General features: G+C 71.1%; 20 protein-coding genes and 1 pseudogene. 13 read left to right on the top strand and 8 right to left on the bottom strand.

Annotated elements, in window-relative coordinates; genetic code table 11:
* The first annotated feature begins 106 nt into the window (after positions 1–106).
* Positions 107–787: a pyridoxamine 5'-phosphate oxidase family protein gene (locus E6R60_RS16310; RefSeq protein ID WP_136327276.1), complete on the top strand. Its 681-nt coding sequence runs from the start codon at positions 107–109 to the stop codon at positions 785–787.
* 111 nt (positions 788–898) lie between these two features.
* Here E6R60_RS16310 and E6R60_RS16305 read toward each other — a convergent pair whose 3' ends face one another.
* Positions 899–2,167 carry an APC family permease gene (locus E6R60_RS16305; protein WP_136327275.1) on the bottom strand — a complete coding sequence of 423 codons (1,269 nt, stop codon included), beginning with the start codon at positions 2,165–2,167 and terminating at the stop codon, positions 899–901.
* A gap of 375 nt (positions 2,168–2,542) precedes the next feature.
* Between E6R60_RS16305 and E6R60_RS16300 the strand changes: the two genes are divergently transcribed.
* Positions 2,543–3,376, top strand: a complete 834-nt coding sequence (locus E6R60_RS16300) for a class II glutamine amidotransferase (RefSeq protein WP_136327274.1) — start codon at positions 2,543–2,545, stop codon at positions 3,374–3,376.
* Between the two features lie 142 nt (positions 3,377–3,518).
* Here E6R60_RS16300 and E6R60_RS16295 read toward each other — a convergent pair whose 3' ends face one another.
* The 3 genes from E6R60_RS16295 to E6R60_RS16285 form a co-directional block, all read right to left on the bottom strand.
* Positions 3,519–4,079 (bottom strand): type 1 glutamine amidotransferase domain-containing protein, encoded by a 561-nt coding sequence (locus E6R60_RS16295; protein ID WP_136327273.1) that lies wholly within the window; start codon positions 4,077–4,079, stop codon positions 3,519–3,521.
* Between the two features lie 35 nt (positions 4,080–4,114).
* Positions 4,115–4,486: a VOC family protein gene (locus E6R60_RS16290; protein WP_136327272.1), complete on the bottom strand. Its 372-nt coding sequence runs from the start codon at positions 4,484–4,486 to the stop codon at positions 4,115–4,117.
* 182 nt (positions 4,487–4,668) lie between these two features.
* Positions 4,669–4,995 carry a plasmid stabilization protein gene (locus tag E6R60_RS16285; protein WP_136327271.1) on the bottom strand — a complete coding sequence of 109 codons (327 nt, stop codon included), beginning with the start codon at positions 4,993–4,995 and terminating at the stop codon, positions 4,669–4,671.
* 324 nt (positions 4,996–5,319) lie between these two features.
* Here E6R60_RS16285 and E6R60_RS16280 point away from each other — a divergent pair.
* The 4 genes and pseudogenes from E6R60_RS16280 to E6R60_RS16265 form a co-directional block, all read left to right on the top strand.
* Positions 5,320–5,766: pseudogene (locus E6R60_RS16280) on the top strand (FAD-binding oxidoreductase); the annotation flags it as partial.
* Between the two features lie 7 nt (positions 5,767–5,773).
* Complete coding sequence (locus E6R60_RS16275; RefSeq protein WP_136327270.1) at positions 5,774–7,603, top strand: thiamine pyrophosphate-requiring protein; 1,830 nt, start codon at positions 5,774–5,776, stop codon at positions 7,601–7,603.
* A gap of 373 nt (positions 7,604–7,976) precedes the next feature.
* Positions 7,977–8,132, top strand: a complete 156-nt coding sequence (locus E6R60_RS37455) for a DUF6131 family protein (RefSeq protein WP_240802598.1) — start codon at positions 7,977–7,979, stop codon at positions 8,130–8,132.
* Positions 8,133–8,678: 546 nt separating this feature from the next.
* Positions 8,679–9,641: an iron-containing redox enzyme family protein gene (locus E6R60_RS16265; RefSeq protein ID WP_136327268.1), complete on the top strand. Its 963-nt coding sequence runs from the start codon at positions 8,679–8,681 to the stop codon at positions 9,639–9,641.
* Between the two features lie 19 nt (positions 9,642–9,660).
* Here the strand turns inward: E6R60_RS16265 and E6R60_RS16260 are convergent, their stop codons facing one another.
* The 3 genes from E6R60_RS16260 to E6R60_RS16250 all read right to left on the bottom strand — a co-directional run bounded on the left by E6R60_RS16260 (position 9,661) and on the right by E6R60_RS16250 (position 12,839).
* Positions 9,661–11,130, bottom strand: a complete 1,470-nt coding sequence (locus E6R60_RS16260) for an aminotransferase class I/II-fold pyridoxal phosphate-dependent enzyme (RefSeq protein ID WP_136327267.1) — start codon at positions 11,128–11,130, stop codon at positions 9,661–9,663.
* A 64-nt stretch (positions 11,131–11,194) separates the two neighbouring features.
* The gene (locus E6R60_RS16255; RefSeq protein WP_136327266.1) at positions 11,195–12,082 is read right to left on the bottom strand and encodes an SDR family oxidoreductase; all 888 of its coding nucleotides are present in this window, start codon (positions 12,080–12,082) and stop codon (positions 11,195–11,197) included.
* A gap of 124 nt (positions 12,083–12,206) precedes the next feature.
* Positions 12,207–12,839, bottom strand: coding sequence for an ANTAR domain-containing protein (locus tag E6R60_RS16250; RefSeq protein WP_136327265.1), 633 nt, complete (start codon positions 12,837–12,839; stop codon positions 12,207–12,209).
* Positions 12,840–13,013: 174 nt separating this feature from the next.
* On the opposite strand from E6R60_RS16250, the gene E6R60_RS16245 reads away from it, so the two are divergent.
* The 4 genes from E6R60_RS16245 (at position 13,014) to E6R60_RS16230 (ending at position 16,341) form a co-directional block, all read left to right on the top strand.
* Positions 13,014–14,162: a PAS domain-containing protein gene (locus tag E6R60_RS16245; protein WP_136327264.1), complete on the top strand. Its 1,149-nt coding sequence runs from the start codon at positions 13,014–13,016 to the stop codon at positions 14,160–14,162.
* Positions 14,163–14,320: 158 nt separating this feature from the next.
* Positions 14,321–15,001, top strand: a complete 681-nt coding sequence (locus E6R60_RS16240; protein ID WP_136327263.1) for a HemK2/MTQ2 family protein methyltransferase — start codon at positions 14,321–14,323, stop codon at positions 14,999–15,001.
* Complete coding sequence (locus E6R60_RS37450) at positions 14,985–15,218, top strand: CDGSH iron-sulfur domain-containing protein (protein ID WP_136327262.1); 234 nt, start codon at positions 14,985–14,987, stop codon at positions 15,216–15,218. Before E6R60_RS16240 ends, E6R60_RS37450 begins: the two co-directional genes overlap by 17 nt.
* A 31-nt stretch (positions 15,219–15,249) precedes the next feature.
* Positions 15,250–16,341 (top strand): glutamate--cysteine ligase, encoded by a 1,092-nt coding sequence (locus E6R60_RS16230; RefSeq protein ID WP_136327261.1) that lies wholly within the window; start codon positions 15,250–15,252, stop codon positions 16,339–16,341.
* A gap of 92 nt (positions 16,342–16,433) precedes the next feature.
* Here the strand turns inward: E6R60_RS16230 and E6R60_RS16225 are convergent, their stop codons facing one another.
* A complete protein-coding gene (locus E6R60_RS16225) occupies positions 16,434–17,219 on the bottom strand; it encodes a SigB/SigF/SigG family RNA polymerase sigma factor (RefSeq protein WP_136327260.1) in 786 nt (261 codons plus the stop codon).
* A 645-nt stretch (positions 17,220–17,864) separates the two neighbouring features.
* Between E6R60_RS16225 and E6R60_RS16220 the strand changes: the two genes are divergently transcribed.
* From E6R60_RS16220 to E6R60_RS16210, 3 genes are read left to right on the top strand one after another with little or no spacing between them, the layout of a single operon-like run.
* Complete coding sequence (locus E6R60_RS16220) at positions 17,865–19,049, top strand: zinc-dependent alcohol dehydrogenase (protein ID WP_136327259.1); 1,185 nt, start codon at positions 17,865–17,867, stop codon at positions 19,047–19,049.
* 44 nt (positions 19,050–19,093) lie between these two features.
* The gene (locus E6R60_RS16215; protein ID WP_136327258.1) at positions 19,094–20,131 is read left to right on the top strand and encodes an NAD-dependent epimerase/dehydratase family protein; all 1,038 of its coding nucleotides are present in this window, start codon (positions 19,094–19,096) and stop codon (positions 20,129–20,131) included.
* Positions 20,132–20,176: 45 nt separating this feature from the next.
* The gene (locus E6R60_RS16210) at positions 20,177–20,443 is read left to right on the top strand and encodes a DUF4235 domain-containing protein (RefSeq protein ID WP_136327257.1); all 267 of its coding nucleotides are present in this window, start codon (positions 20,177–20,179) and stop codon (positions 20,441–20,443) included.
* Positions 20,444–20,489 lie beyond the last annotated feature (46 nt).

The raw sequence follows: 20,489 nt of genomic DNA, 5'->3' as shown, positions 1-20,489 counted from the left end.
TGGCCGCCTCCGCCGATGACCGTCCGGGTGCCTCCGCACTGCGGCTGGGGCCGGTGATCGCTAGCGTTGTCCGTACGACGTGCCTCGACGTACAGGGAGCGTGACGATGTCCTCATCACCGCCGTCGGCGCGAGGTGACATCGGCCGACGTGTCGCCACACGCCGCAAGCAGCTCGGTCTGTCCCGGCAGGATGTCGCGCTCCGGGCAGCCGCCGCGCCCGGCTACATCGAATACGTCGAGGAGCACTCGTCCGCGGCGCCGGGCATCGGCTTTCTGCTCCGCCTGGCCAACGCCCTCGAGACGACCGTCGGGGAGCTGACGGGTGGGACCGAGGATCTGCCGGCAGGGCTCACGAGAGCTGCACCGCAAGCCCAGATGGTGGAACTCGACGAATCCGAGTCCTGGACCCTGCTCGGCGATCATGGTGTGGGGCGGGTGGCACTCGTGGGCGGGGACGGGCCGGTCGTGCTGCCGCTGAACTACCAGGTGCTGGACGGTGAGGTCGTGTTCAGCACGGCCGAGCACTCCCCGCTCGCCGCCGCCGACGGCACCGACATCGCGTTCGAAGCCGATCACATCGACGACGCCTTCAGCAGAGGGTGGAGTGTGCTGCTCGTCGGGTCGGTCCATGCTGTGGCGGACGAGGAAGCAGCTCGTCGGCTCAGGGCGGCCGCCTACTCGACACCATGGGCCGGGGAGGGGCGCGAGCACGTCATGGTGCTCTCGCCGCGACGCGTCACCGGGCGCAGGATCGTTGTGCCCGGTGCGCCGGGCGACGACGGCTGAGTCCAGGCCACGTCAACCGCCCGCTCTCTCCCACAGGTCCACCCGTGCGGGACGACGACCGGCGCGTCGCTGCGAGGGACCGCTGCGTCTCCGGCGCGGAACGCCGGCTCCTCACTGACGGGAGCCGGTGGCCAGGGCTTTCCGGAGGCCGTAGACACCGGCTCCGAGAGCGAGGACTGTGCCGCCGGAGAGGACAGCACCCGGGGGCAGGGCGAGGACGAGGGTTGCACAGCCGGCCAGACCGATGACGGGAACGAGGCGGTTCGGTCTGCCCTCCTGGGGGCTGAGGGTCCAGGCCGAGGCGTTGGCGATGGCGTAGTAGGCCAGGACGCCGAAGGAGGAGAAGCCGATGGCGCCGCGTACGTCGGTGGTCGCGGCGAGCACGGCGACGACGGCGCCGACTGCCAGTTCGGCGCGGTGCGGCACACCGAAGCGGGGGTGGACGGCGGCCAGGGCATGCGGCAGGTGCCGGTCCCGGGCCATGGCCAGGGTGGTGCGGGAGACCCCCAGGATCAGGGCGAGCAGCGAGCCGAGCGCGGCCACGGCACCGGCCCCGCGGACGACCGGCACCAGCCAGTCGGCACCCGCGGCCCGTACGGCGTCCGACAGGGGAGCGGCGGTGTTCGCCAGGCCGTCCGGACCCAGCATCATCAGGGCAGCGACGGCGACGAGCGTATAGACGACCAGAGTGATGGCGAGTGCTGTCGGAATGGCACGCGGGATCGTGCGCGCGGGATCGCGGACCTCTTCTCCCAGGGTCGCGATGCGCGCGTACCCGGCGAAGGCGAAGAACAGCAGGCCCGCCGCCTGGAGCACCCCGCCCACCGTGGCGTCCGGGCCGATGTCCAGCCGGGCGGTGTCCACGTCGGCGGAGGTCAGGGCGGTGACGACCACGGCAGCGAGAACGGCCAGCACGACAACGACGACGATACGGGTGACGCGCGCGGACTTCTGCACCCCGGTGTAGTTCACCGCTGTCAGCGCCACCACGGCCGCCACCGCCACGGCATGCGCCTGGCCGGGCCACAGGTAGGCCCCGACGGTGAGGGCCATGGCCGCGCAGGACGCCGTCTTGCCCACGACGAACGCCCAGCCGGCCAGGTAGCCCCAGAAGGCGCCCAGGCGTTCACGGCCGTAGACGTAGGTGCCGCCGGACTGGGGATAGAGGACGGCCAGCCGGGCCGAGCACGTGGCGTTGCAGTAGGCCACGACCGCGGCCAGGGCGAGGGCGAGCACCAGCCCGGAACCGGCGGCGCCGGCAGCCGGGCCGAGCGCCGCGAAGATCCCCGCCCCGATCATCGAGCCCAGGCCGATCATCACGGCGTCGGACATCCCGAGACGACGCTTCATCGCGCCCGCCGGTACTCCGGCAGAGCTCATCCCGCACCTCTTCCCGCACCGGTTGCGTCTGGGCGCACCGTACCGGAACGAAAGGGCGAGCCGAGATCGCCGTGGACCGGTCCTCCCACTCCGGTCCTCGCTCTTGCGGAGGGGAGTGGCGCGACACGTAGCCACCTCCCTCGGGTCGCCCCCCGGCACGCAAGAAGGGGCAGGTCAGAGGTGTGTGCGGGGGGACGCGGCAGTTCGCCCGGGCGGCGTGCGGGCGCGTGGTCCGAGGAGGCCCTCCGGGTGCCGGGCGGCCGGCCCGCCTACTGGGTAGCGTGGAGGGGGTAGTCGGGTAGTGCCTCCCTTTGGCCGTCGGGGGCCGCGGCGCCTTCTACGCGGCTGATTTCTCCAGGAAGGGCGGAGAGACTCATGTGCCGATGGCTTGCCTACGCGGGCACGAGCGTGGTGCTCAGCGATCTGCTCTACAAGCCGGAACACTCGATCATCGACCAGAGCCTGCACTCGCACATGGGCGTCGAGACGACCAACGGGGACGGCTTCGGTATCGGCTGGTACGGGCCCGATGCAGGCACCCCGGCGATCATCCGTGACACGGGTCCCGCGTGGAACAACCGGAATCTGCGGGAGATCGCGGGGCACGTACGGTCGCCCCTGTTCTTCGCGCATGTCCGTGCGTCCACCGGTACGGCGGTGCAGCAGACCAACTGCCACCCGTTCCGGCACGGCCGCTGGATGTGGATGCACAACGGGGCCATAGCCGAATTCCACCGTCTGCGGCGGGACCTCTCCTTGGCCATCGACCCGGCACTCTTCCCTTCGCTGGAAGGGTCGACCGACTCGGAGGTGATGTTCTACCTGGCCATCACCTTCGGTCTCGACCAGGACGTGCCAGGAGCCGTGGCGCGGATGGCCGGTCTCGTGGAGCGGCTGGGCCGCGACGAGGGAGTGGACTATCCGCTCCAGATGACCATCGCGGTGGCCGACGGGGAACGCATGTGGACGTTCCGCTACTCGAGCCGGCGTGCCTCGCGCTCGCTGTTCTGCAGCACCCGGGCCGAGACGATACGGGCGCTGCACCCGGATCTGGACTTCCTCCGCGGGGTCTCCGACGACACGCGCCTGGTGGTGTCCGAGCCGCTCGGCGACCTGCCCGGTGTGTGGAACGAGGTGCCGGAGAGCAGTTACGGAGTCGTCCAGCCCGGCTGGGACGAGTTCCGTCCCTTCAAGCCCGAACCGGTCTGACGGGACTCGAGCGCGAGCCGGCGTGACGTGACTCAGGCCGAACCGGTGTGACGTGACTCAGGCCGAACCGGTGTGACGTGAAGGGGGCGGGGCACCGGGCATCCGCCCCGTGCCCCGCCCCACCGGTCTTCCGGACGCCGTCTCAGGCGGCGAGCGCCTCGTCGATCTCACGGACGAAAGCTTCCAGGTCGCCGGGGTTGCGCGAGGTGATCAGCCTCCAGCCGCCCGCGTCGTCGGTGACGACCTCCTCGTCGGTCCAGTCGCCGCCCGCATTGCGGATATCGGTCTGCAACGAGGCGTAGGAAGTGAGCCGCTTGCCGGAGACGGCGCCGGCCTCGACCAGGACCCAGGGCCCGTGGCAGATCGCCGCGACCGGGCGGCCCGACTCCGTGAAGGCGCGAACGATGCGCGTCGCCGGCTCCTGCACGCGCAGCGTATCGGCGTTCAGGGTGCCGCCCGGTACGAGCAGAAGGTCGTATCCCGCCGGGTCGGCGTCGCTCAGCGCGAGGTCGGGGCGGAGTGTCTTGCCGGCGTCCTTGTCACCGACCAGGGTCTCGATCTCGTCCGTCGTCACGGCGGCGACATCGACCTGCGCTCCCCATCCGCGCAGGTGATCGAGCGGAACGAAGAGTTCGTCCTGCTCGACGCCGTAGTTGGTGACGATGGCCAGTACTTTTCGCTTGCTCACGTCGTGGTCAGTCATCGGCTTCCGCCCTTTCGTTCACGGCACAGACCGTTTCACTCACGGCACAGACAGAACGGATGCCCGGCCGGATCCGCGTAGACCCGGAAGCCGCGTTCTCCGTTCCGGTCGTCCACATCCAGGGGCGTCGCACCGAGCTCGAGCACCTCCCGATGGGCCCTTTCCATGTCCGTCACCTTGAAATCGAGGTGCTCCTGCTGGGAGTTCACGTCCCCGCGGGGCCACTCCGGCGGCCGGTGGTCCGGGGCGCGCTGGAAGGCGAGCCTGGCCCCGCCGGGCACCTGCAGGTCGAACCAGTCGTCCGATTCCTGCGTGACCTCTCCGCCCAGCACGTCCTGGTAGAAGCGGGCGAGCGCCGCAGGGTCGGGGCAGTCGAGAGCGACGAGGCAGTAGGTCGCGACAGCCATGTTCTCCTCGATTCGTTTCCGGGTTCATGCCCCGGGTTCCACACCTGCGTCGGCCGAAACGCGGCCCCGGATTCCGGGCCGGGATGCGTGCGGGGCCGGAACGCGGACGCCGTGGCCCCCGCCCGGCTCGCCGGGCAGGGAACCACGGCGGAATGCCGCTGAACGGCCCCTCGCACCGCAGGTCAGCGGTCGACGGCCTTGCGGAGCTGCTCCTTGTTCATGCTGGAGCGGCCCTCGATGTTCTTCTTCTTCGCTTCCTCGTACAGCTGGTCCCGGGTGCGGCCCTGCGCGCCCTTGTGCGAGCGCTCTCCGCCGCGCTGGGACGCCGACTTGGGGTCCTGCGTCGAGGTCCGGCTCGCGGTCTTCGACTCTCCGGAGCGCGCGCGTTCCTTGTTGACCGTGCGCGCCGCGATCTCCTTCGCGCGCTTCTCGGAGGCGCCGCGGTTCTCCGCGCTCTCCTTCACGTGTTCGTACTGACGTTCGCGCTTGGGGCTGGAACCTGCCGGCATGGCGATCTCCTCCTGGTCTGCCTCATGGCCCTCTCGGCCCGTCGGACGCGGCCGGAGCCGCCGAGGGGGCGCGCTGCGTACGTACACCCCGATTACCGCTGGGCCACTTCCGAAACATGGCACCGGCGGTCCGGCCACGCTTCCCGGGCCGCGCGCTCGGGTGATCCCGCGGTGCGGCTGCCGTCCTCCGCTGCTTTCCGCTGGGCTGATCGGGCCCCGGAGGCACGAGGGCATCGGTGAAAGCGGCCTCTTCGGGTACCGGGTTCATGGGAGACCGGGCCGGTCTCGACGCCGGCCGAGGGCACCGAGGAGGCACGCGATGTTCAGCACGCCGTCACCGCCTTCCACGCGGACCGGGCGCTGATGCGCCGCGCCGGCATTCGCGCCGAGATCGTCGACGCCGGCTGCTGCGGACTGGCCGGGAACTTCGGCTTCGCACGCGGCCCCTACGAGTTGTCCAGGGCGATCGGCGAGCAAGGGGTTCTGCCCGCCGTGCGCGAGGCCGCCGACGACGCCCTCGTCCTGGCCGATGGATTCAGCTGCCGCACCCAGATCGACCAGGGCGGGACGGGACGCCGGGCCATGCACCTGGCCGAGGCCCTGGCACTCGGTCTCGACGGGGACCCGCCCACCGGCCGCCCCGAGCGCGCCGTCCAGCGCCCCGCCGCGCCCGCCCCCACGGCCCGGCGGCTCGTCTCAGCGGCCGCGATCGCCCCGCTCAGCCTGTCCGCGTACGCGGCCGCGCGCCGGTACACACCACCGAAAGGATGAGGGAACCATGGCGACCAAAGTCTCCGACTACGTCCTGCAGCGCCTGCGCGAGTGGGACGTCGACCACGTTTTCGCCTATGCCGGTGACGGGATCAACGGCCTCCTCGCCGCATGGGGGAGGGCGGAGAACCAGCCGAAGTTCGTCCAGGCTCGGCACGAGGAGATGGCCGCGTTCCAAGCCGTCGGCTACGCGAAGTTCTCCGGCAGGGCCGGCGTCTGCGCCGCCACCTCGGGCCCCGGGGCGATCCACCTGCTCAACGGCCTGTACGACGCGAAACTGGACCACGTTCCAGTGGTCGCGATCGTGGGGCAGACCCATCGCAGCGCCATGGGCGGTTCCTACCAGCAGGAGGTCGACCTGCTGAGCCTGTACAAGGACGTCGCGTCCGAATTCTGCGAAATGGTCACCGTTCCCGAACAACTGCCCAACGTGATCGACCGGGCCATGCGCACCGCGTACGCCAAGCGGACCGTGACCGCGGTGATCATCCCCGCGGACGTCCAGGAACTGGACTACTCACCGCCGACGCACGCCTTCAAGATGGTCCCCTCCAGCCTCGGCGTCGGCATTTCGGCCCCCGTGCCCGCCCGGGAAGAGATCGTCAGGGCCGCCGAGGTGCTGAACGCGGGGGAGAAGGTCGCGATCCTCATCGGGCAGGGCGCTCGCGGGGCACGGGCCGAGGTCGAAGGGGTCGCCGACGTCCTGGGCGCCGGAGTCGCGAAGGCGCTGCTCGGCAAGGATGTACTCTCCGACGAACTGCCGTACGTGACCGGCTCCATCGGTCTGCTCGGAACCCGGCCCTCGTACGAGATGATGCGGGACTGCGAGACGCTGCTGGTGATCGGCTCCAGCTTCCCGTACACGCAGTTCCTGCCGGAGTTCGATCAGGCCCGTGCGGTGCAGATCGACATCGACCCGTTCATGATCGGTCTGCGCTACCCGTTCGAGGTCAACCTGGTCGGCGACGCACGCGCGACGCTCGACGCGCTGCTGCCGCACCTCAAACGCAAGAAGCACGGCGGCTGGCGGAAGAAGATCGAGAAGGACACCGCTCAGTGGTGGGAGGTCATGCAGCGGCGAGCCGCCGTGGAGGCGGACCCCGTCAACCCCGAGTACGTCGTCCACGCGCTCGACGCCCTTCTGCCGGACCAGGCGATGGTGGCCGCGGACTCCGGGTCGGCAGCCAACTGGTACGCCCGCCACCTGCGGTTCCGCGGCGGCATGCGGGGCTCGCTCTCCGGCACGCTGGCGACCATGGGCCCCGGCGTGCCCTACGTCATCGGAGCCAAGTTCGCCCACCCGGACCGGCCGGCCATCGCGATCGTCGGCGACGGAGCCATGCAGATGAACGGCATGGCCGAACTCATCACCGTCGCCAAGTACTGGCACGAGTGGCAGGACCCGCGGCTGGTCGTCGCGGTCCTCAACAACGAGGACCTCAACCAGGTCACCTGGGAGATGCGCGCCATGTCGGGGGCCCCGCAGTTCCTGCCCTCGCAGTCCCTGCCCGATGTGCGCTACGCCGATTTCGCCCGCTCCGTGGGCCTCGACGGCATGCGGGTCGAGAAGCCCGGCGAGGTCGAGTCGGCCTGGCACCGGGCCCTGGGCTGCGACCGGCCGTTCGTCATCGATTTCCGGACCGACCCCGCCGTGCCCCCGATCCCGCCGCACGCCGGTCTCGACCAGATCGAGGCGGCGGCCCTCTCCCTCATCAAGGGCGACAGCGACCGAGGAGCGGTGATGCGTCAGGGACTCAAGGCCAAGGTGCAAGAGATGCTGCCGGGGCATCACAAGAAGGACGGCCCTGACGGCGGGCAGGGGGCCGGGGGCAGGTGACTCCCGGTCCGGGTGACGGGAACGCCCCCTGATCGAACGGGTCGGCGCCGCGGCCTGCACGGGGCCCACCGACGCGCCGGAAGGCGACAGCATGCCGGCCTGGGACTCGACCACGCCGGTTCTGGTGCGCGTGGGCTCCGGCGACACCGGGGGGCTCGGCTACCCCTACGGGGCGCCGGCCACCGCAGCCGCCGTCGATCAGCTGCTCTCCTCGCGCGATGGGCGGCCCTGCTCGCCTGCAAGAGCGCGCTCCCGCCGGAGGGCGGTGAGGCCCGCCGCAGCTCGACCGGGCACCCGGGCCGTTCCCTGACAAGCTTTTGGCTCACAGGGCAACTAGCATGAATATGTGCTGGAGAGCCGAATGGAGGGCGTCATGATCGTTCTAGGCGTCATATTGCTCATCATCGGATTGATCGCCGGGATTTCGATCCTCTGGACCATCGGAATCATTCTGTTGGTCATCGGGGCCGTTCTCTGGGTGCTCGGAGCCGTAGGCCACGCTGTGGGCGGCCGTCGGCATTACTGGTAGCTGTCACACAGGTCGCCGCCCCGGGAGAGCGCCGAAGAATTCACGTGCTGTGGATTCTCTCCTCGCGCATGCATGCCGCGTCGTCAGGAGTCCGGTGCATTCCGACTTCCGACCAGGGAATGGATGAGCCGGCGCAACGTTTCCGGTGCGGGCACTCCCGGGGCCGCGGCGCGTACGACCTGTTCGTCGGTGTGCACGAGGCAGTCTGCGTTCTGCCTTCCGTCGCGTCGGCGTGAATTCGTCGCGCGTTCGTGAATTCCTTGTGCGTTCGTGAATGCGTCGCGCCGTTTCGAGCGGGGCGCCTCCGACCCCGCCAAGGCCTAGGCGTTTAGGACCCGTCGCCCGCCCGCCGGGCGACGGGTCCACCCCGTGGGTAGCGTGGAGTGGGCCGCGGCCCGCCCGCCGATGACCGGACCGTTCCACCGCGGCGCGTCGGGGCCTGGCTTGGCGCGCGCACTCCCGGGTACGGGAATGCCCTGAGGGAACGACGCCCTGCGCACTCGGCGCGGCGGCGGGCTTTTCTCACGGACTTCCGAGGAGGGATTCATGAGCGGCGTGCAGGACGGACCTCCGCTTCCGCGGAGCCGCGGCGACCTGTCGGCGGGCGTCCTCGCCCACCTGCGCGGGACCGGGAAGCTGCCGGCCGTGGGGTCGGCGGCCGTGGCCGATCCCTATGGCGACGACCTGCAGCTGGCGTTGTACATCTGCTACGAGCTCCACTACCGCGGCTTCGCGGAGGTGGACCCGGCGAGCGAGTGGGATCCGGCGCTGCTTGAGGTACGCGGCGCTCTCGAGCGGCGCTTCGAGTCGGCGTTGAGAGCGGATGTGCCCGCCACCGCAGGTCTGGCCGAGGTACTGGAAGACCTCCTGGTGGAACCGGTCCAGGGGACGGGGCTGTCGTACGTGCTCCAGGAGCGGGGCGATCTCGGTGCGCTCCGTTCCTACGCGGTCCAGCGGTCGTTGTACCACTTGAAGGAAGCGGATCCGCACGCCTGGGTGCTGCCCCGGCTCAGCGGCCGCGCGAAGGCGGGCATGGCGGCGGTCGAGTACGACGAGTTCGGCGCCGGACGGCCGGAACAGGTGCATGCCCAGTTGTTCGCCGATCTCATGACCGATCTGGGGCTGGAGACGGCGTACGGCCACTATCTGGACGACGGGCACCCCGAGATGCTGGCCCTGGTCAACCTGATGTCGCTGTTCGGCCTGCACCGCCGGCTGCGCGGCGCGCTGGTCGGGCATTTCGCAGCGGTGGAGATCACCTCGTCGCCCGCTTCCCGGCGTCTGGCCGAGGCGATGAAGCGCGCCGGAGCCGGTCCCGCGGCGGAGTTCTTCTACACCGAACACGTCGAGGCGGACGCGGTGCACGAACAGGTGGTCCGCCACGACGTCGTCCGCGGACTCCTGGACGACGAGCCCCACCTGGAGTCGGACGTGGTGTTCGGGATCAACACGACCGGCTTCCTGGAGGACCGCCTCGGGGAGCGGATGCTCGCGGACTGGCGCCTCTGACGCGCCCGGGGCCGCCTTCTCACTCGGCGCAGACCCGGACGGTGTTCAGTTCGGGGTCCGCCGGGTCGGGCAGGTTCATTCCGGCGGCGAGGCCCGACCTGAGGTAGCGCAGGACCGGCTCGGTCAGCTGCTCGCCGGGCAGTACCGCCGGGATGCCCGGAGGGTAGGGGGTCACCATCTCCGCGGAGATCCGCCCGGCCGCCTCCTCGACGGGAACGTCCTCCGTCGGCGCGAAGTACGCGTCACGAGGCAGTCGCACCTGCGCCATCCGCAGCTCCGACGGCGCGGGTACCGCTACCTCCGGGCCCCGGGGCAGCGACGGCGCCCGGCGGGCGAAGTCGCGCAGGGCCGTCAGGAGGCGCCCCGTCGTGGCGCCGTCGTCGGCGTGCGTGAGCTGGGCGCTGACCCGGCGGTGGTCCATCAGGTGGGCGTCGACCTGGTGCTGGCCGCGCAGCCAGTCGGCCGCACGGTATCCGGTGACCCCGAGTTCGCCGATGTCGATGACGACGGGCAGGGGATCGAACCCGGTCGCGGCGCCCGGCCCGCAGAAGTCGGCCCGGTCATTGACGTGCATGCCGTCGATCTCCTCGATCTGCCGGCGCACCGAGCCCGCCAGGTCGAGCGCGCGGGACAGCAGCGCATGACCGTCCAGCATCATCTGGCGGCGCCAGCCGTCGATACCCGCGTACAGCAGGACGGAAGGGCTCGTCGTCCCCAGGAGGTCGGCTCGCGACGCCAGGGTGTCATGGTCGATCAGGTCTCCCTGCAAGTGGAAGACGGAGCCCTGCTCCAGTCCGCTGCCCATCTTGTGGATGCTGGTGACGCAGACATCGGCGCCCGCGTCCATCGCCCACGTCGGGAGGTCGGGGTGGAAGGGAAGATGGGCCCCCCAGGCCTCGTCGACCACCAGGGGGCGCGAGCGCGCGTGACACACGTCCGCGATGGCGCGCAGGTCGGCGGTACTGCCGTACGGCGTAGGGCTGGTCACCAGAGCGCCCTTGGCGTCCGGATGTTCCGAGAAGGCCTTCTCGAAGTCGGCGGCCGCCGGCGGATGGGCGAGGTGACGCTCCGCGTCCCATCGGGGCTCGATCCATACCGGCTCGACGCCGGACAGGATGAGCCCCGAGATCACGGACTTGTGCGCATCCCTTCCCACCAGGATCTTCTCCCCATGAGAGGCGACGCTCAGCATGGCGGCCTTGACCGAGAGCGAGCTGCCGCACGTGGAGAAGAAGGCGTGGTCGGCGTGGACGGCGTCGGCCATCAGGCCCTCCGCACGCTGCAGCACCCGCGACTTCATCCGTCGCTCGTCGAGGCCGCCACTGGCCAGTACGTCCCCGAGGAACACAGCGTCCCCGAGCACGGCCCTGACCTCCGGCGCCGCACCGCGCGCCTGCTTGTGCCCAGGCGGCGAGAATCCCAGCTCGTCACGCTTGTGGTACGCGGCCAGGGCATCGAGAACGGGCGCTTCCTCATGATTCATCTGCATGCGTGACGCCTTCCCGCAGCCGCCCCGGCCAATCGGCCGAGTCCGGCCCGGGGGTTTCACGGTGCTACGGCAGGGGAGTCCCGCCGGTCGCGTTGAGGATCTCGCCGGTGATGTACCCGGCGTTCTCGGAAGCCAGGAACACATAGGCCGGGGCCATTTCGGCGGGCTGCGCCGGGCGGCCCAGCGGGCTCTGCTTCCCGAACTCCTTGGTGTCGGGCATGGTCGCGGGGATCAGCGGTGTCCATACGGGACCGGGCGCCACGGCGTTGACCCGGACGCCCTCGGGCGCGAGCATCTGCGCCAGGCCCTGGGTGAACGTCACGATCGCGCCCTTGGTCATGGCGTAGTCGAGCAGGTGCGGGCTCGGCTTGTACGCCTGGACGGACGTCGTGTTGATGATGGAGCCACCCGGCGGGATGTGCGGGAGGGCCATCTTGCAGAGCCAGAACATCCCGTAGAGATTGGTGCGCACGACGCGGTCGAACTGCTCGGTGGAGATGGCCGAGATGCCGTCCGGCTGCGACATCTGGTAGGCAGCGTTGTTGACGAGGACGTCGATCCTCCCGAACTCGTTCACCGCGCGCCCGATCAGCGCGCGGCACTGCTTCTCGTCCCGGATGTCGCACGCCACGGCCACGGCCTTCCGGCCGGCCTTCTCGATCAGCTCCGAGGTCTGCTGTGCCTCGTCCTTCTCCGGCTCGAGATAGGTGAACAGGACGTCGGCACCCTCCCGCGCGAAGGCGAGGGCCACCGCCCGCCCGATGCCGGAGTCGCCTCCGGTGACGACCGCCTTGCGGTCGGTGAGGAGCCCATGGCCGCGGTAGGAGTCCTCGCCGTGATCGGGCGGAGGGTCCATGGGCCCGGTCCAGCCCGGGTGTTCCTGCTCCTGCTGCGGGAAGTCGGGCTGCGGGTAGCGCTCGGTGGGGTTGTGGGGGCGCTCGCTCGCGCTCATGGTGCGGTTCCTTCCTCGATGACCGGTTCACGCGTCGGCCGGATGCGCCGGGCGTGCGATGGTGGGGAGGGTTCCCCAGGAGCGCGAGCCAAACGTGCCGTCCCCTCTCCGGAGGCGGGGCCCCTCAGGAGACGGGCGGTCCGCCGCCCCGCGCCGACCGGGAGGCGCGCCGCCCGATGCCTCGCAGCCGCCGCGCCAGGAGGTCGCTGTCGGTGTCCACGACGTCCTGGGCTATCTGGTCCAGCTTCCGGTTCGTTCCCTGGGAAATGCTCCGCAGGATGCCGAACGCCCGGTCCGCGTCGCAGTCCAGGGCACGCATCACCATGCCGGTGGCCCGGTCCACCAGAGCCCTGGTCGCGAGGGCGCCCTTCAACTGGCCGACCTCCACCGTCACGGAGGCGAGGCCGTGATCACGCACGAGTGCGTCCAGGGACTCCTCGGCGAGTGCCCGGACGGGCGGTTCGACCGAGGCGGGCAGCGTGCCCGCCCGGTAGCCGGCGAGGCCGACCACCGCGGTCATGCCGTTCCGGCGGACGGGAAGGGCGCGAAAGGTGCGCAGGCCCATTCCGAGCGCGTAGTACCGGAAGCGCGGCCACCGCGTCTCGGTCACCAGATCGCCGGACCGTACGGAGGCGGAAGAAGCCGGCGCTTCGACGTCGGGGCCCTCGCCGGTCTCCTCCTCGAAGCTCGCCAGCGCGTCGATGTCGGGGTGCGTGCTGGCGGTCCGGTGCACGCCGTCGGCGAGCCACAGCGTCACTGTGCTCGCGCAACACGCCGGTGTGCAGTCCCGCGCCTGCACGCTCAGCTGGGCGAGCCGCCGCACGGCGGAGGCGGACTCGGCGCTCAGGCCGGCCGATGGGGACACTTCCGAGGCACGTTTCACGCAGAACGCCTTCCGTCCGTCGGCCGTCGCATCCGATACGTTCGGCTCATGAGCCAGTCGCGCGCGTTCGGCCGAGCATTCGAGGACTTCGCCGCCCGGGTGGAAGAGCTGAGAGCGGCCCCGGCCAACCAGGAATCCGACCCTGCCGTTCTGCTCGATGCCGCGCTGGTGGAACTGGAACACGCAGTGGACTTCCTGCTCCCCGCGTACGAGGAATTCACTTCGTCCGGAGGGCGTCCTCCCACCGGTGCCCGGGCCGAGCAACGTCTCTTCAAGGCTATCTTCGAAAACCTGCCGGTGCCCGTGGCGCTCGTCGACGGTGAGACGGTGGTCCGCCGGGTCAACGCGGCCGCCGCGGAACTGACCGGTCTGCCCGCCGGGTACGCGGCCGGCCGGCCGATGAGCGGGTTCCTCCGCCCCGGCGACCGGCCCGCTCTGCGCAGCCAGACCGCCGCCGTGGCCAGGGGGGAGGGCAGCCGCAGCCTCGCGGCGCATCTCGCGCAACGCACGGGCGGCCGGGTGCGCGTCACCCTCAGTGAGGCGCACCTGCCCGGCGAGAGCGACCCGGCCGTCCTGGTGGTCCTGTGGCCGACGTCCGACCACGCATGGTCTGCGGGCGACCGGCCCGCCCCGGCGACGGCGGCGAGCGCCTCCGTCGCGGCACGGGAGGCCATGCTCATGGATCTGCTGGACCGCACGAGCGGCGTCCTGCTCGGGGCGGCGGCGGACGGGCCCGACACCGCGCTCCGGGCCGCGACGAGCGCGCTCCGGGAAGAACTCGCGGACTGGGCGGTCCTGGATCTTCTGCGGGACGGTGTGCTGACCCGCCACGTCAGCGGCCCCGAGGGGACCGACGACCCGGGGCTGGAGAAGGAGATCGCCCAACAGGATCCGGCGGCCTGCCCGGTCGTCGTCGAGGTCGTGGGCGCCGCTTCGGCCGTCCTGGACGGTTTGGCGGAGGACCGGGGCCGCTTCGGCCTCGACAGCGGGGGAGCGTCGCTGATGGGACGAGCCGATGTGGCCTCCCTGCTGAGCGTCGCGCTCACCGCGCCGGTCGGCGAACCGCCGGCGCGCGGCGCGGTCACACTTCTGCGCACCGGGGTGCGGCCGTCGTTCTCCCTCGCGGAGGCCAGGTGTGTGGAGAGGATCGCGGGGCACATGGCCCTCGTGGCAGAGCGGAACGCCGCGCAGGCTTGAGGACCGGGTGGTCACAGGTCGTGATGCGGCGTTCGCGGTGATGCGGGATTCTTGAGAAGTCTGCCGACCGGCTCGCGGACCGTCGAGCCGGGAAGGGCCGTTGCAGCGGATGACCCGACGGGCACGGCCTCGGCGAGAGGGTCGCGAAAGGGGCCGGAATGACGACGGAGACAGCGGAGCGGGACGGTGCCGTCCTGGTGGTTCCCCCGGGTGTGTACGCCCCCCAGTCCGATACCCGCCTCCTGTTGCGCGCCCTGGACCGGGAAGACATCGGGCCCGGCACGGAGGTCCTCGACGTCTGCACCGGGAGCGGGGTGCTGGCGGTGACGGCAGCCGGCCGGGGCGCCCGGGTGACAGCCGTGGACGTGTCCAGACGGGCCGTGGCCACGGCCCGTCTCAACGCACTGCTGAACCGTCGCCGGGTGAGAGTGCGCCGCCGCGACCTGGCCGCCGCGATGGGGGAGCGCACCTGGGACCTGGTCCTGTGCAACCCGCCCTACGTGCCGTCGCCCGACGCCCGGGTGCCGGACCGAGGAGCCCGCCGGGCCTGGGACGCCGGCCTCGACGGCCGCGCGGTCCTGGACCGGATCTGTGACAACGCGCCGGCTGCGCTCAAGCCCCGGGGAGTGCTCCTGATGGTGCACTCCGGACTCTGCGATCCGGACCTCACCGTCAGCCGTCTGGAACGGGCGGGGCTCGACGCCGCGGTGGCCGCGAGGACGCGGGTTCCGCTCGGCCCGGTGCTCCTCTCGCGCCGCGCCTGGCTCAGCGAACGCGCCCTCGTCGATCCGTACGAAGACTCCGAGGAACTGGTGGTCATCCGTGCCCAGCGATCGTGAACCCCGCGAACCCGTACGCATCCGTCTCGACGAAGGCGGCCCCCTGCTGGTGGAGGGGCCCGTCGAGGTGACGATGCCCGATGGCACCACCGTGTCCTCCGAACGCTTCGTGACGGCGATCTGCGTGTGCCGGAGAAGCCGCACACAACCGTGGTGCGATACCAGCCACCGGCGTCACAGCCGGGTCCGTGCGGCGACGCCGCATACGTCCGAGTAGGGCGCCGGCCCGACGAATGGGGAGGGGAAAGATGGTCAGGACCGTCGGCGTCGAAGAAGAACTGCTGCTCGTCGACGCGCGCAGCGGCGAACCACAGGCGCTCTCGTCAGCGGTGCTGGCACTGGCGGAGAGCCGGACCGGGGGAGAGTCCGTCTTCGAACCCGAACTCCACCACCAGCAGCTGGAATTCGCCACCGAGCCGCGCGCGGACATGACCGAACTCGTGGAGGAGATCCTGCGCTGGCGCGCCGAGGCGGCGGCGAGCGCAGCGGACCTCGGGGCGTCCGTGGCGGCTCTGGCCACCTCGCCCCTGCCGGTGAATCCGTCCATCGGGGAGGGCGAACGCTATCGCTGGCTGGCCCGGCGGTTCGGACTCACCGCACGCGAGCAACTGACCTGCGGCTGCCACGTCCACGTCTCGGTCGCCTCCGACGAGGAGGGGGTCGGCGTCCTGGACCGCATCCGCCCCTGGCTTCCGGTCCTGCTGGCGCTCACCTCGAACTCTCCCTACTGGCAGGGACGGGACAGCTCGTACAACAGCTATCGCAGCAGGGTGTGGAACCGCTGGCCCTCGGCGGGCCCCGTGGAGGTCTTCGGCTCCGCGGAGAGCTACCACCAGCAGGTGGAGGCGCTCATCGACACCGGAGTCCTGCGCGACAAGGGCATGGTCTACTTCGACGCGCGGCTCTCGCATCGCTACCCCACCGTCGAGATCAGGGTGGCGGACGTGTGCCTGGACCCGGCCGACACCGTGCTGCTGGCCACCCTGGCGCGCGGGCTGGTCGAGACGGCGGCCCGCGGCTGGCGAGCCGGTGAGCCGCCGGACGCGCTGCCGGTGAGTGTTCTGCGGATGGCGGCCTGGCAGGCGGGCCGCTCGGGACTGGAGGGCAGCCTGCTGCATCCCCGGACCATGAGGCCCGCACCGGCCGAAGACGTTCTGGACGTCCTGCTGGCCCATGTCCGAGACGCCTTGGAGGACACCGGGGACCTCGCGTCGGCGGAGAGCGCCCTGAGAGCGGTGATGTCGCGCGGACCGGGGGCCCGGGTCCAGCGCAGGCTGCTGGCCGAGACCGGAAGCCTGCGCGCGACCGTCGCCGAGTGCGTGGCGAGGAGCCGGGGATAGGAGGACGGGCGGGGCACGGAAGCCGTCTTCAAGGGCTTCCGTGTTCCCTCCGCCCTCCGCCGGCTCCCTGCGCACCGTACGTCCGGGACCCGTCAGCCCACGCCCTGCAGGGCCTCTCGTCGTACCTCGGCACAGCACTGACTGATCAGCCGGGACACGTGCATCTGCGAGATGCCGAGCGTCTCGGCGATGCTGTCCTGCGTCATGTCGCGGAAGAACCGCAAGTACAGGATGGTGCGTTCGCGCTCCGGCAGGCGCCGCAGCGCCGGCTTCACCGCCTCGCGGTCGACGGCGACGTCGAGGGCAGCGTCGCAGCAGCCCATCGTGTCGATGAGTGAGTAGCCGCGGTCTCCTCCCGGAACCTCCGCGTCCAGCGAGAACGTCCGGTAGCTGTCCAGGGCCTCCAGGCCCGTACGCACCTCTTCCGGGCTCAGGCCGGTGTCGGCCGCTATCTCGTCGTCGGTCGGGACACGGCCCTCCAGCCGCTGCGAGAGGTCGCGCCGTGCGAGGCGCACCGTGTTGCGCAGATCCTGCACCCGCCGGGGAACGTGAATGCCCCACGTGTGGTCCCGGAAGTGCCGCTTCAGCTCGCCCGTGACCGTGGGGATGGCGTACGTCTCGAACGCCTTGCCGCGCGACGGGTCGTAGCGGTCGACGGCCTTCACCAGGCCCATCGCCGCTACTTGACGCAGATCCTCCAGTGCCTCTCCGCGGCTGCGGTACTTGCCGGCCAGCCGGTGCGCCATGGGCAGCCAGGCGCAGACGATCGCCTGACGCAGATCGTCCTTCTCGGGGCCGTCGGACAGGGTCCGCAACCGGCGGAAGGCCGAGTCGGGGCAGTCGACCGGTTCCCGTACTCGTGCGTGGGCGTCAGCCATGGCGCGTCACTCCCTCGGCGATGCGGTGTGCGGCTTTCACCCGGGGAGCGAGGCGGTCCGGACAGGGCGCACCCGGAGCGTGACTCCACGGGTGTGCCTCCTGTCCGAAGCACGCCCCCATTCTACCGTTCGAGTGGTCCCGCACGCAGGAGAAGCGCCCTCCGACCGGCCGCCCGGCTGCCCGGCCGTGCGGTGGGCTGTGGGCGGCGGGCGGCACCGGGGCTGTCTTCCCAACCACCAGTGCCTGCGCTGCCGCGTACGCCGGGAGCGTGACGAACGGGTACCCACCGGGCCCGTGTGAAACACGGAGGTGCGCGGACACCGATGGGCCGATTGAAGGCGGGACTCGTGGGAACCCGTCGGGCGAACGGGTCGAAGGGGGACCGACCAGGACACGGCGGCCGCCGGGGAGGAACGAGGAGTGATGGGAAGGCACGCGGAACTCGTCCGGGCACTGGCCATAAGAGCGAAAGGGGCCAAGGAGCGGGCGGACGGCGCCGCTCTGGGGGACGACCGGCTCAAGGAGCTGGGGCGGCGACGGAAAGCGGAGGCCGAGGCGCGAGCGGCTCGGCGCAGGAGCGGTCACTGACGCGGACACCACCGGCGACGCACCGGGACCGCAGCCGGAAGTGAGGAGAGGGAAGCATGCGTGCACTGACCTGGCAGGGACGGCGGGACGTCCGCGTGACGACCGTGCCCGACCCGAAGATCAAGGAACCGACGGACGTGCTCATCCGGGTCACATCGACCGGCATCTGCGGGTCCGATCTGCATCTGTACGAAGTGCTGGGCCCCTTCCTCGACCCCGGGGACATCCTCGGCCACGAGGCGATGGGGGTGGTCGAGGAGACAGGTTCCGAGGTCACGGCGCTCGCACGCGGGGACAGGGTGGTGGTGCCGTTCAACGTCTCCTGCGGCGACTGCTTCATGTGCGACCGGGGGCTCCACTCGCAGTGCGAGACCACGCAGGTGACGGAGTACGGCACAGGTGCCGCCCTGTTCGGGTACACCAAGCTCTACGGCCAGGTGCCGGGCGGGCAGGCCGAGTTCATGCGGGTGCCGTTCGGCAACACCCTGCCCGTCAAGGTTCCCGACGGCCCGGAGGACGACCGCTTCGTCTATCTCTCGGACGTCCTGCCGACCGCCTGGCAGGCCGTCGAGTACGCCGCGGTCCCCCCGGGCGGCAGTCTCACCGTGCTGGGGCTGGGGCCGATCGGCGACATGGCCGCACGCATCGCCCAGCACCGCGGTGCGGGCCTGGTCATCGGCGTGGACATGGTCCCCGAACGACTGGCACGGTCGGCCGCGCGCGGCATCCGGACCGTGGATCTCAGGCAGTACGGGAAGGACGTGGCACAAGCGGTCCGGGACCTCACCGGCGGCCGTGGCACCGACGCGGTCATCGACGCCGTCGGCATGGAGGCCCACGGCTCACCGGTCGCCAAGGCCGCCCACTGGGCCACCGGCCTGCTGCCCGACGCCGCCGCGCGGACCCTGATGGAGCGGGCCGGCGTCGACCGGCTCACGGCGCTCCTGACGGCGATCGACATCGTGCGCCGGGGCGGCACCGTCTCCATCTCCGGCGTCTACGGAGGCGCTGCGGACCCGCTGCCGTTGCTCACGCTGTTCGACAAGCAGATCCAACTGCGCATGGGCCAGGCCAACGTCAGGCGTTGGGTGCCCGACATCCTGCCCCTGCTCACCGACGAGGACCCGCTCGGTGTGGACGGCTTCGCGACCCACCACCTTCCGCTCGACGACGGGCCGAAGGCGTACGAAACCTTCCAGAAGAAGGCGGACGGCATGGTGAAGACGCTGCTCAGGCCGTGAGGCCGGGCCCGGCCGCAGCGGGACGACGAGCACGAGGAGCGACGATGAACGCATCTCAGGGCCTGCGCGTCGTGGTGACCGGCGCGACGGGGAACGTGGGCACGAGCGTGGTCCGGGCCCTGTCGCGGGACCCCGCGGTGGGATCGGTGCTTGGTCTGGCCAGACGCATCCCCGGCCTCGCCGTCCCCGGAGTGGAGTGGGCGACGGCGGACCTGTCGCGGCAGGACGGCCTCGCGCCGCTCGAAGCGCACCTGGCCGGCGCCGACGCCGTCGTCCACCTGGCCTGGCGCTTCCATCCGACGCGCCGGCCGCTCGTCACCTGGCGGAGCAACGTGGAGGGCTCGCTGCGCCTGTTCGAAGCGGTGCGCAGAGCCGGCGTCCCGGTTCTGGTGCACGCCTCGTCCCTCGCCGCCTATGCGCCGGGGCCCCAGCGTGCCCCCGGAGTCGACGAGCAGTGGCCGACCGACGGGTGGCCGGACGCGGCGTACTGCAGGGAGAAGGCGTACCTGGAACGGGTCCTCGACACCTTCGAACTGCGTCACCCCCAGATCCGTGTCGTACGCATGAGGCCCACGTTCCAGTTCAAGGAGACCTCGGCCAGCGAACAGCGCCGCATCTTCGCGGGACGGTATCTGCCCGGCGCCCTGATCCGACCGGACCTGCTGCCCTTCCTGCCGTACCCGCAGGGCCTGCGCTTCCAGTTGGTCCACACCGACGACGCCGCGGAGGCCTTCAGACTTGCGGTGCTCACCGACGTGCGCGGAGCCTTCAACCTGGCCGCCGACCCGGTGGTCGACGCCCGTCTGCTCGGCGAACTGCTCGGCGTCCGCGTCGTCCCCGTCCCGGCGGCGGTCGTCCGGGGAGCGCTGGCCACCGCTTGGCGGACCCGTACCTCACCGGCGCCGCCGAGCCTCTTCGACGCCGTACGGAAGATCCCCCTCATGAACTGCGCCCGGGCCCACGGGGAACTGGGCTGGCTGCCGGTCCGTTCCGGCCCGGACGCCCTGAGGGCCTTCCTGCGGGGAGTCGCCCGCGGAGACGGTGAGGACACGGCCCCGATGGCCGGGAAGCAGTGGGGCTGACGGATTCCCCGCTGCTGCGACGTTCCTCTCGCGAAGGAGTGCACGATGAACGCGTCCAAAGTCGCCTACAAGCCCGTCGGGCTGCTGCTCGGCTCGTTGAGCGGTGCGGTGGCAGGCGGAATCTTCAAGGCGGTCTGGAAACGGATCAAGGGCGAGGAGGACGCCCCGGACGCCACGGACCAGCAGCGGCCCTGGAGGGAGATCCTCGTGGCGGCGGCACTCCAGGGTGCGATCTTCGCCGCGGTGAAGGCGGCCACCGACCGGGCCGGCGCCACGTTCGTCCACAAGGCGACCGGCGCATGGCCCGGCTGATCCGCCGGGCGGTCGGCGCCGGCGGAAACGGGACCCGGAACGAGCG

This window comes from Streptomyces sp. A0642 (assembly GCF_004795105.1).
Lineage (GTDB): Bacteria > Actinomycetota > Actinomycetes > Streptomycetales > Streptomycetaceae > Streptomyces.
This window is presented reverse-complemented; position numbering and strand designations above follow the sequence as displayed.

Excerpts from the sequence above, each read along its gene's own strand:
- E6R60_RS16295 (WP_136327273.1), bottom strand. The coding sequence starts at position 4,079 with ATGACTGACCACGACGTGAGCAAGCGAAAAGTACTGGCCATCGTCACC.
- E6R60_RS16240 (WP_136327263.1), top strand. The coding sequence starts at position 14,321 with ATGACGACGGAGACAGCGGAGCGGGACGGTGCCGTCCTGGTGGTTCCC.
- E6R60_RS16275 (WP_136327270.1), top strand. The coding sequence starts at position 5,774 with ATGGCGACCAAAGTCTCCGACTACGTCCTGCAGCGCCTGCGCGAGTGG.
- E6R60_RS16210 (WP_136327257.1), top strand. The coding sequence starts at position 20,177 with ATGAACGCGTCCAAAGTCGCCTACAAGCCCGTCGGGCTGCTGCTCGGC.
- E6R60_RS16245 (WP_136327264.1), top strand. The coding sequence starts at position 13,014 with ATGAGCCAGTCGCGCGCGTTCGGCCGAGCATTCGAGGACTTCGCCGCC.
- E6R60_RS16305 (WP_136327275.1), bottom strand. The coding sequence starts at position 2,167 with ATGAGCTCTGCCGGAGTACCGGCGGGCGCGATGAAGCGTCGTCTCGGG.
- E6R60_RS16255 (WP_136327266.1), bottom strand. The coding sequence starts at position 12,082 with ATGAGCGCGAGCGAGCGCCCCCACAACCCCACCGAGCGCTACCCGCAG.
- E6R60_RS16290 (WP_136327272.1), bottom strand. The coding sequence starts at position 4,486 with ATGGCTGTCGCGACCTACTGCCTCGTCGCTCTCGACTGCCCCGACCCT.
- E6R60_RS16285 (WP_136327271.1), bottom strand. The coding sequence starts at position 4,995 with ATGCCGGCAGGTTCCAGCCCCAAGCGCGAACGTCAGTACGAACACGTG.
- E6R60_RS16225 (WP_136327260.1), bottom strand. The coding sequence starts at position 17,219 with ATGGCTGACGCCCACGCACGAGTACGGGAACCGGTCGACTGCCCCGAC.
- E6R60_RS16265 (WP_136327268.1), top strand. The coding sequence starts at position 8,679 with ATGAGCGGCGTGCAGGACGGACCTCCGCTTCCGCGGAGCCGCGGCGAC.
- E6R60_RS16310 (WP_136327276.1), top strand. The coding sequence starts at position 107 with ATGTCCTCATCACCGCCGTCGGCGCGAGGTGACATCGGCCGACGTGTC.
- E6R60_RS16215 (WP_136327258.1), top strand. The coding sequence starts at position 19,094 with ATGAACGCATCTCAGGGCCTGCGCGTCGTGGTGACCGGCGCGACGGGG.
- E6R60_RS16300 (WP_136327274.1), top strand. The coding sequence starts at position 2,543 with ATGTGCCGATGGCTTGCCTACGCGGGCACGAGCGTGGTGCTCAGCGAT.
- E6R60_RS16220 (WP_136327259.1), top strand. The coding sequence starts at position 17,865 with ATGCGTGCACTGACCTGGCAGGGACGGCGGGACGTCCGCGTGACGACC.
- E6R60_RS16260 (WP_136327267.1), bottom strand. The coding sequence starts at position 11,130 with ATGCAGATGAATCATGAGGAAGCGCCCGTTCTCGATGCCCTGGCCGCG.
- E6R60_RS16230 (WP_136327261.1), top strand. The coding sequence starts at position 15,250 with ATGGTCAGGACCGTCGGCGTCGAAGAAGAACTGCTGCTCGTCGACGCG.
- E6R60_RS37455 (WP_240802598.1), top strand. The coding sequence starts at position 7,977 with ATGATCGTTCTAGGCGTCATATTGCTCATCATCGGATTGATCGCCGGG.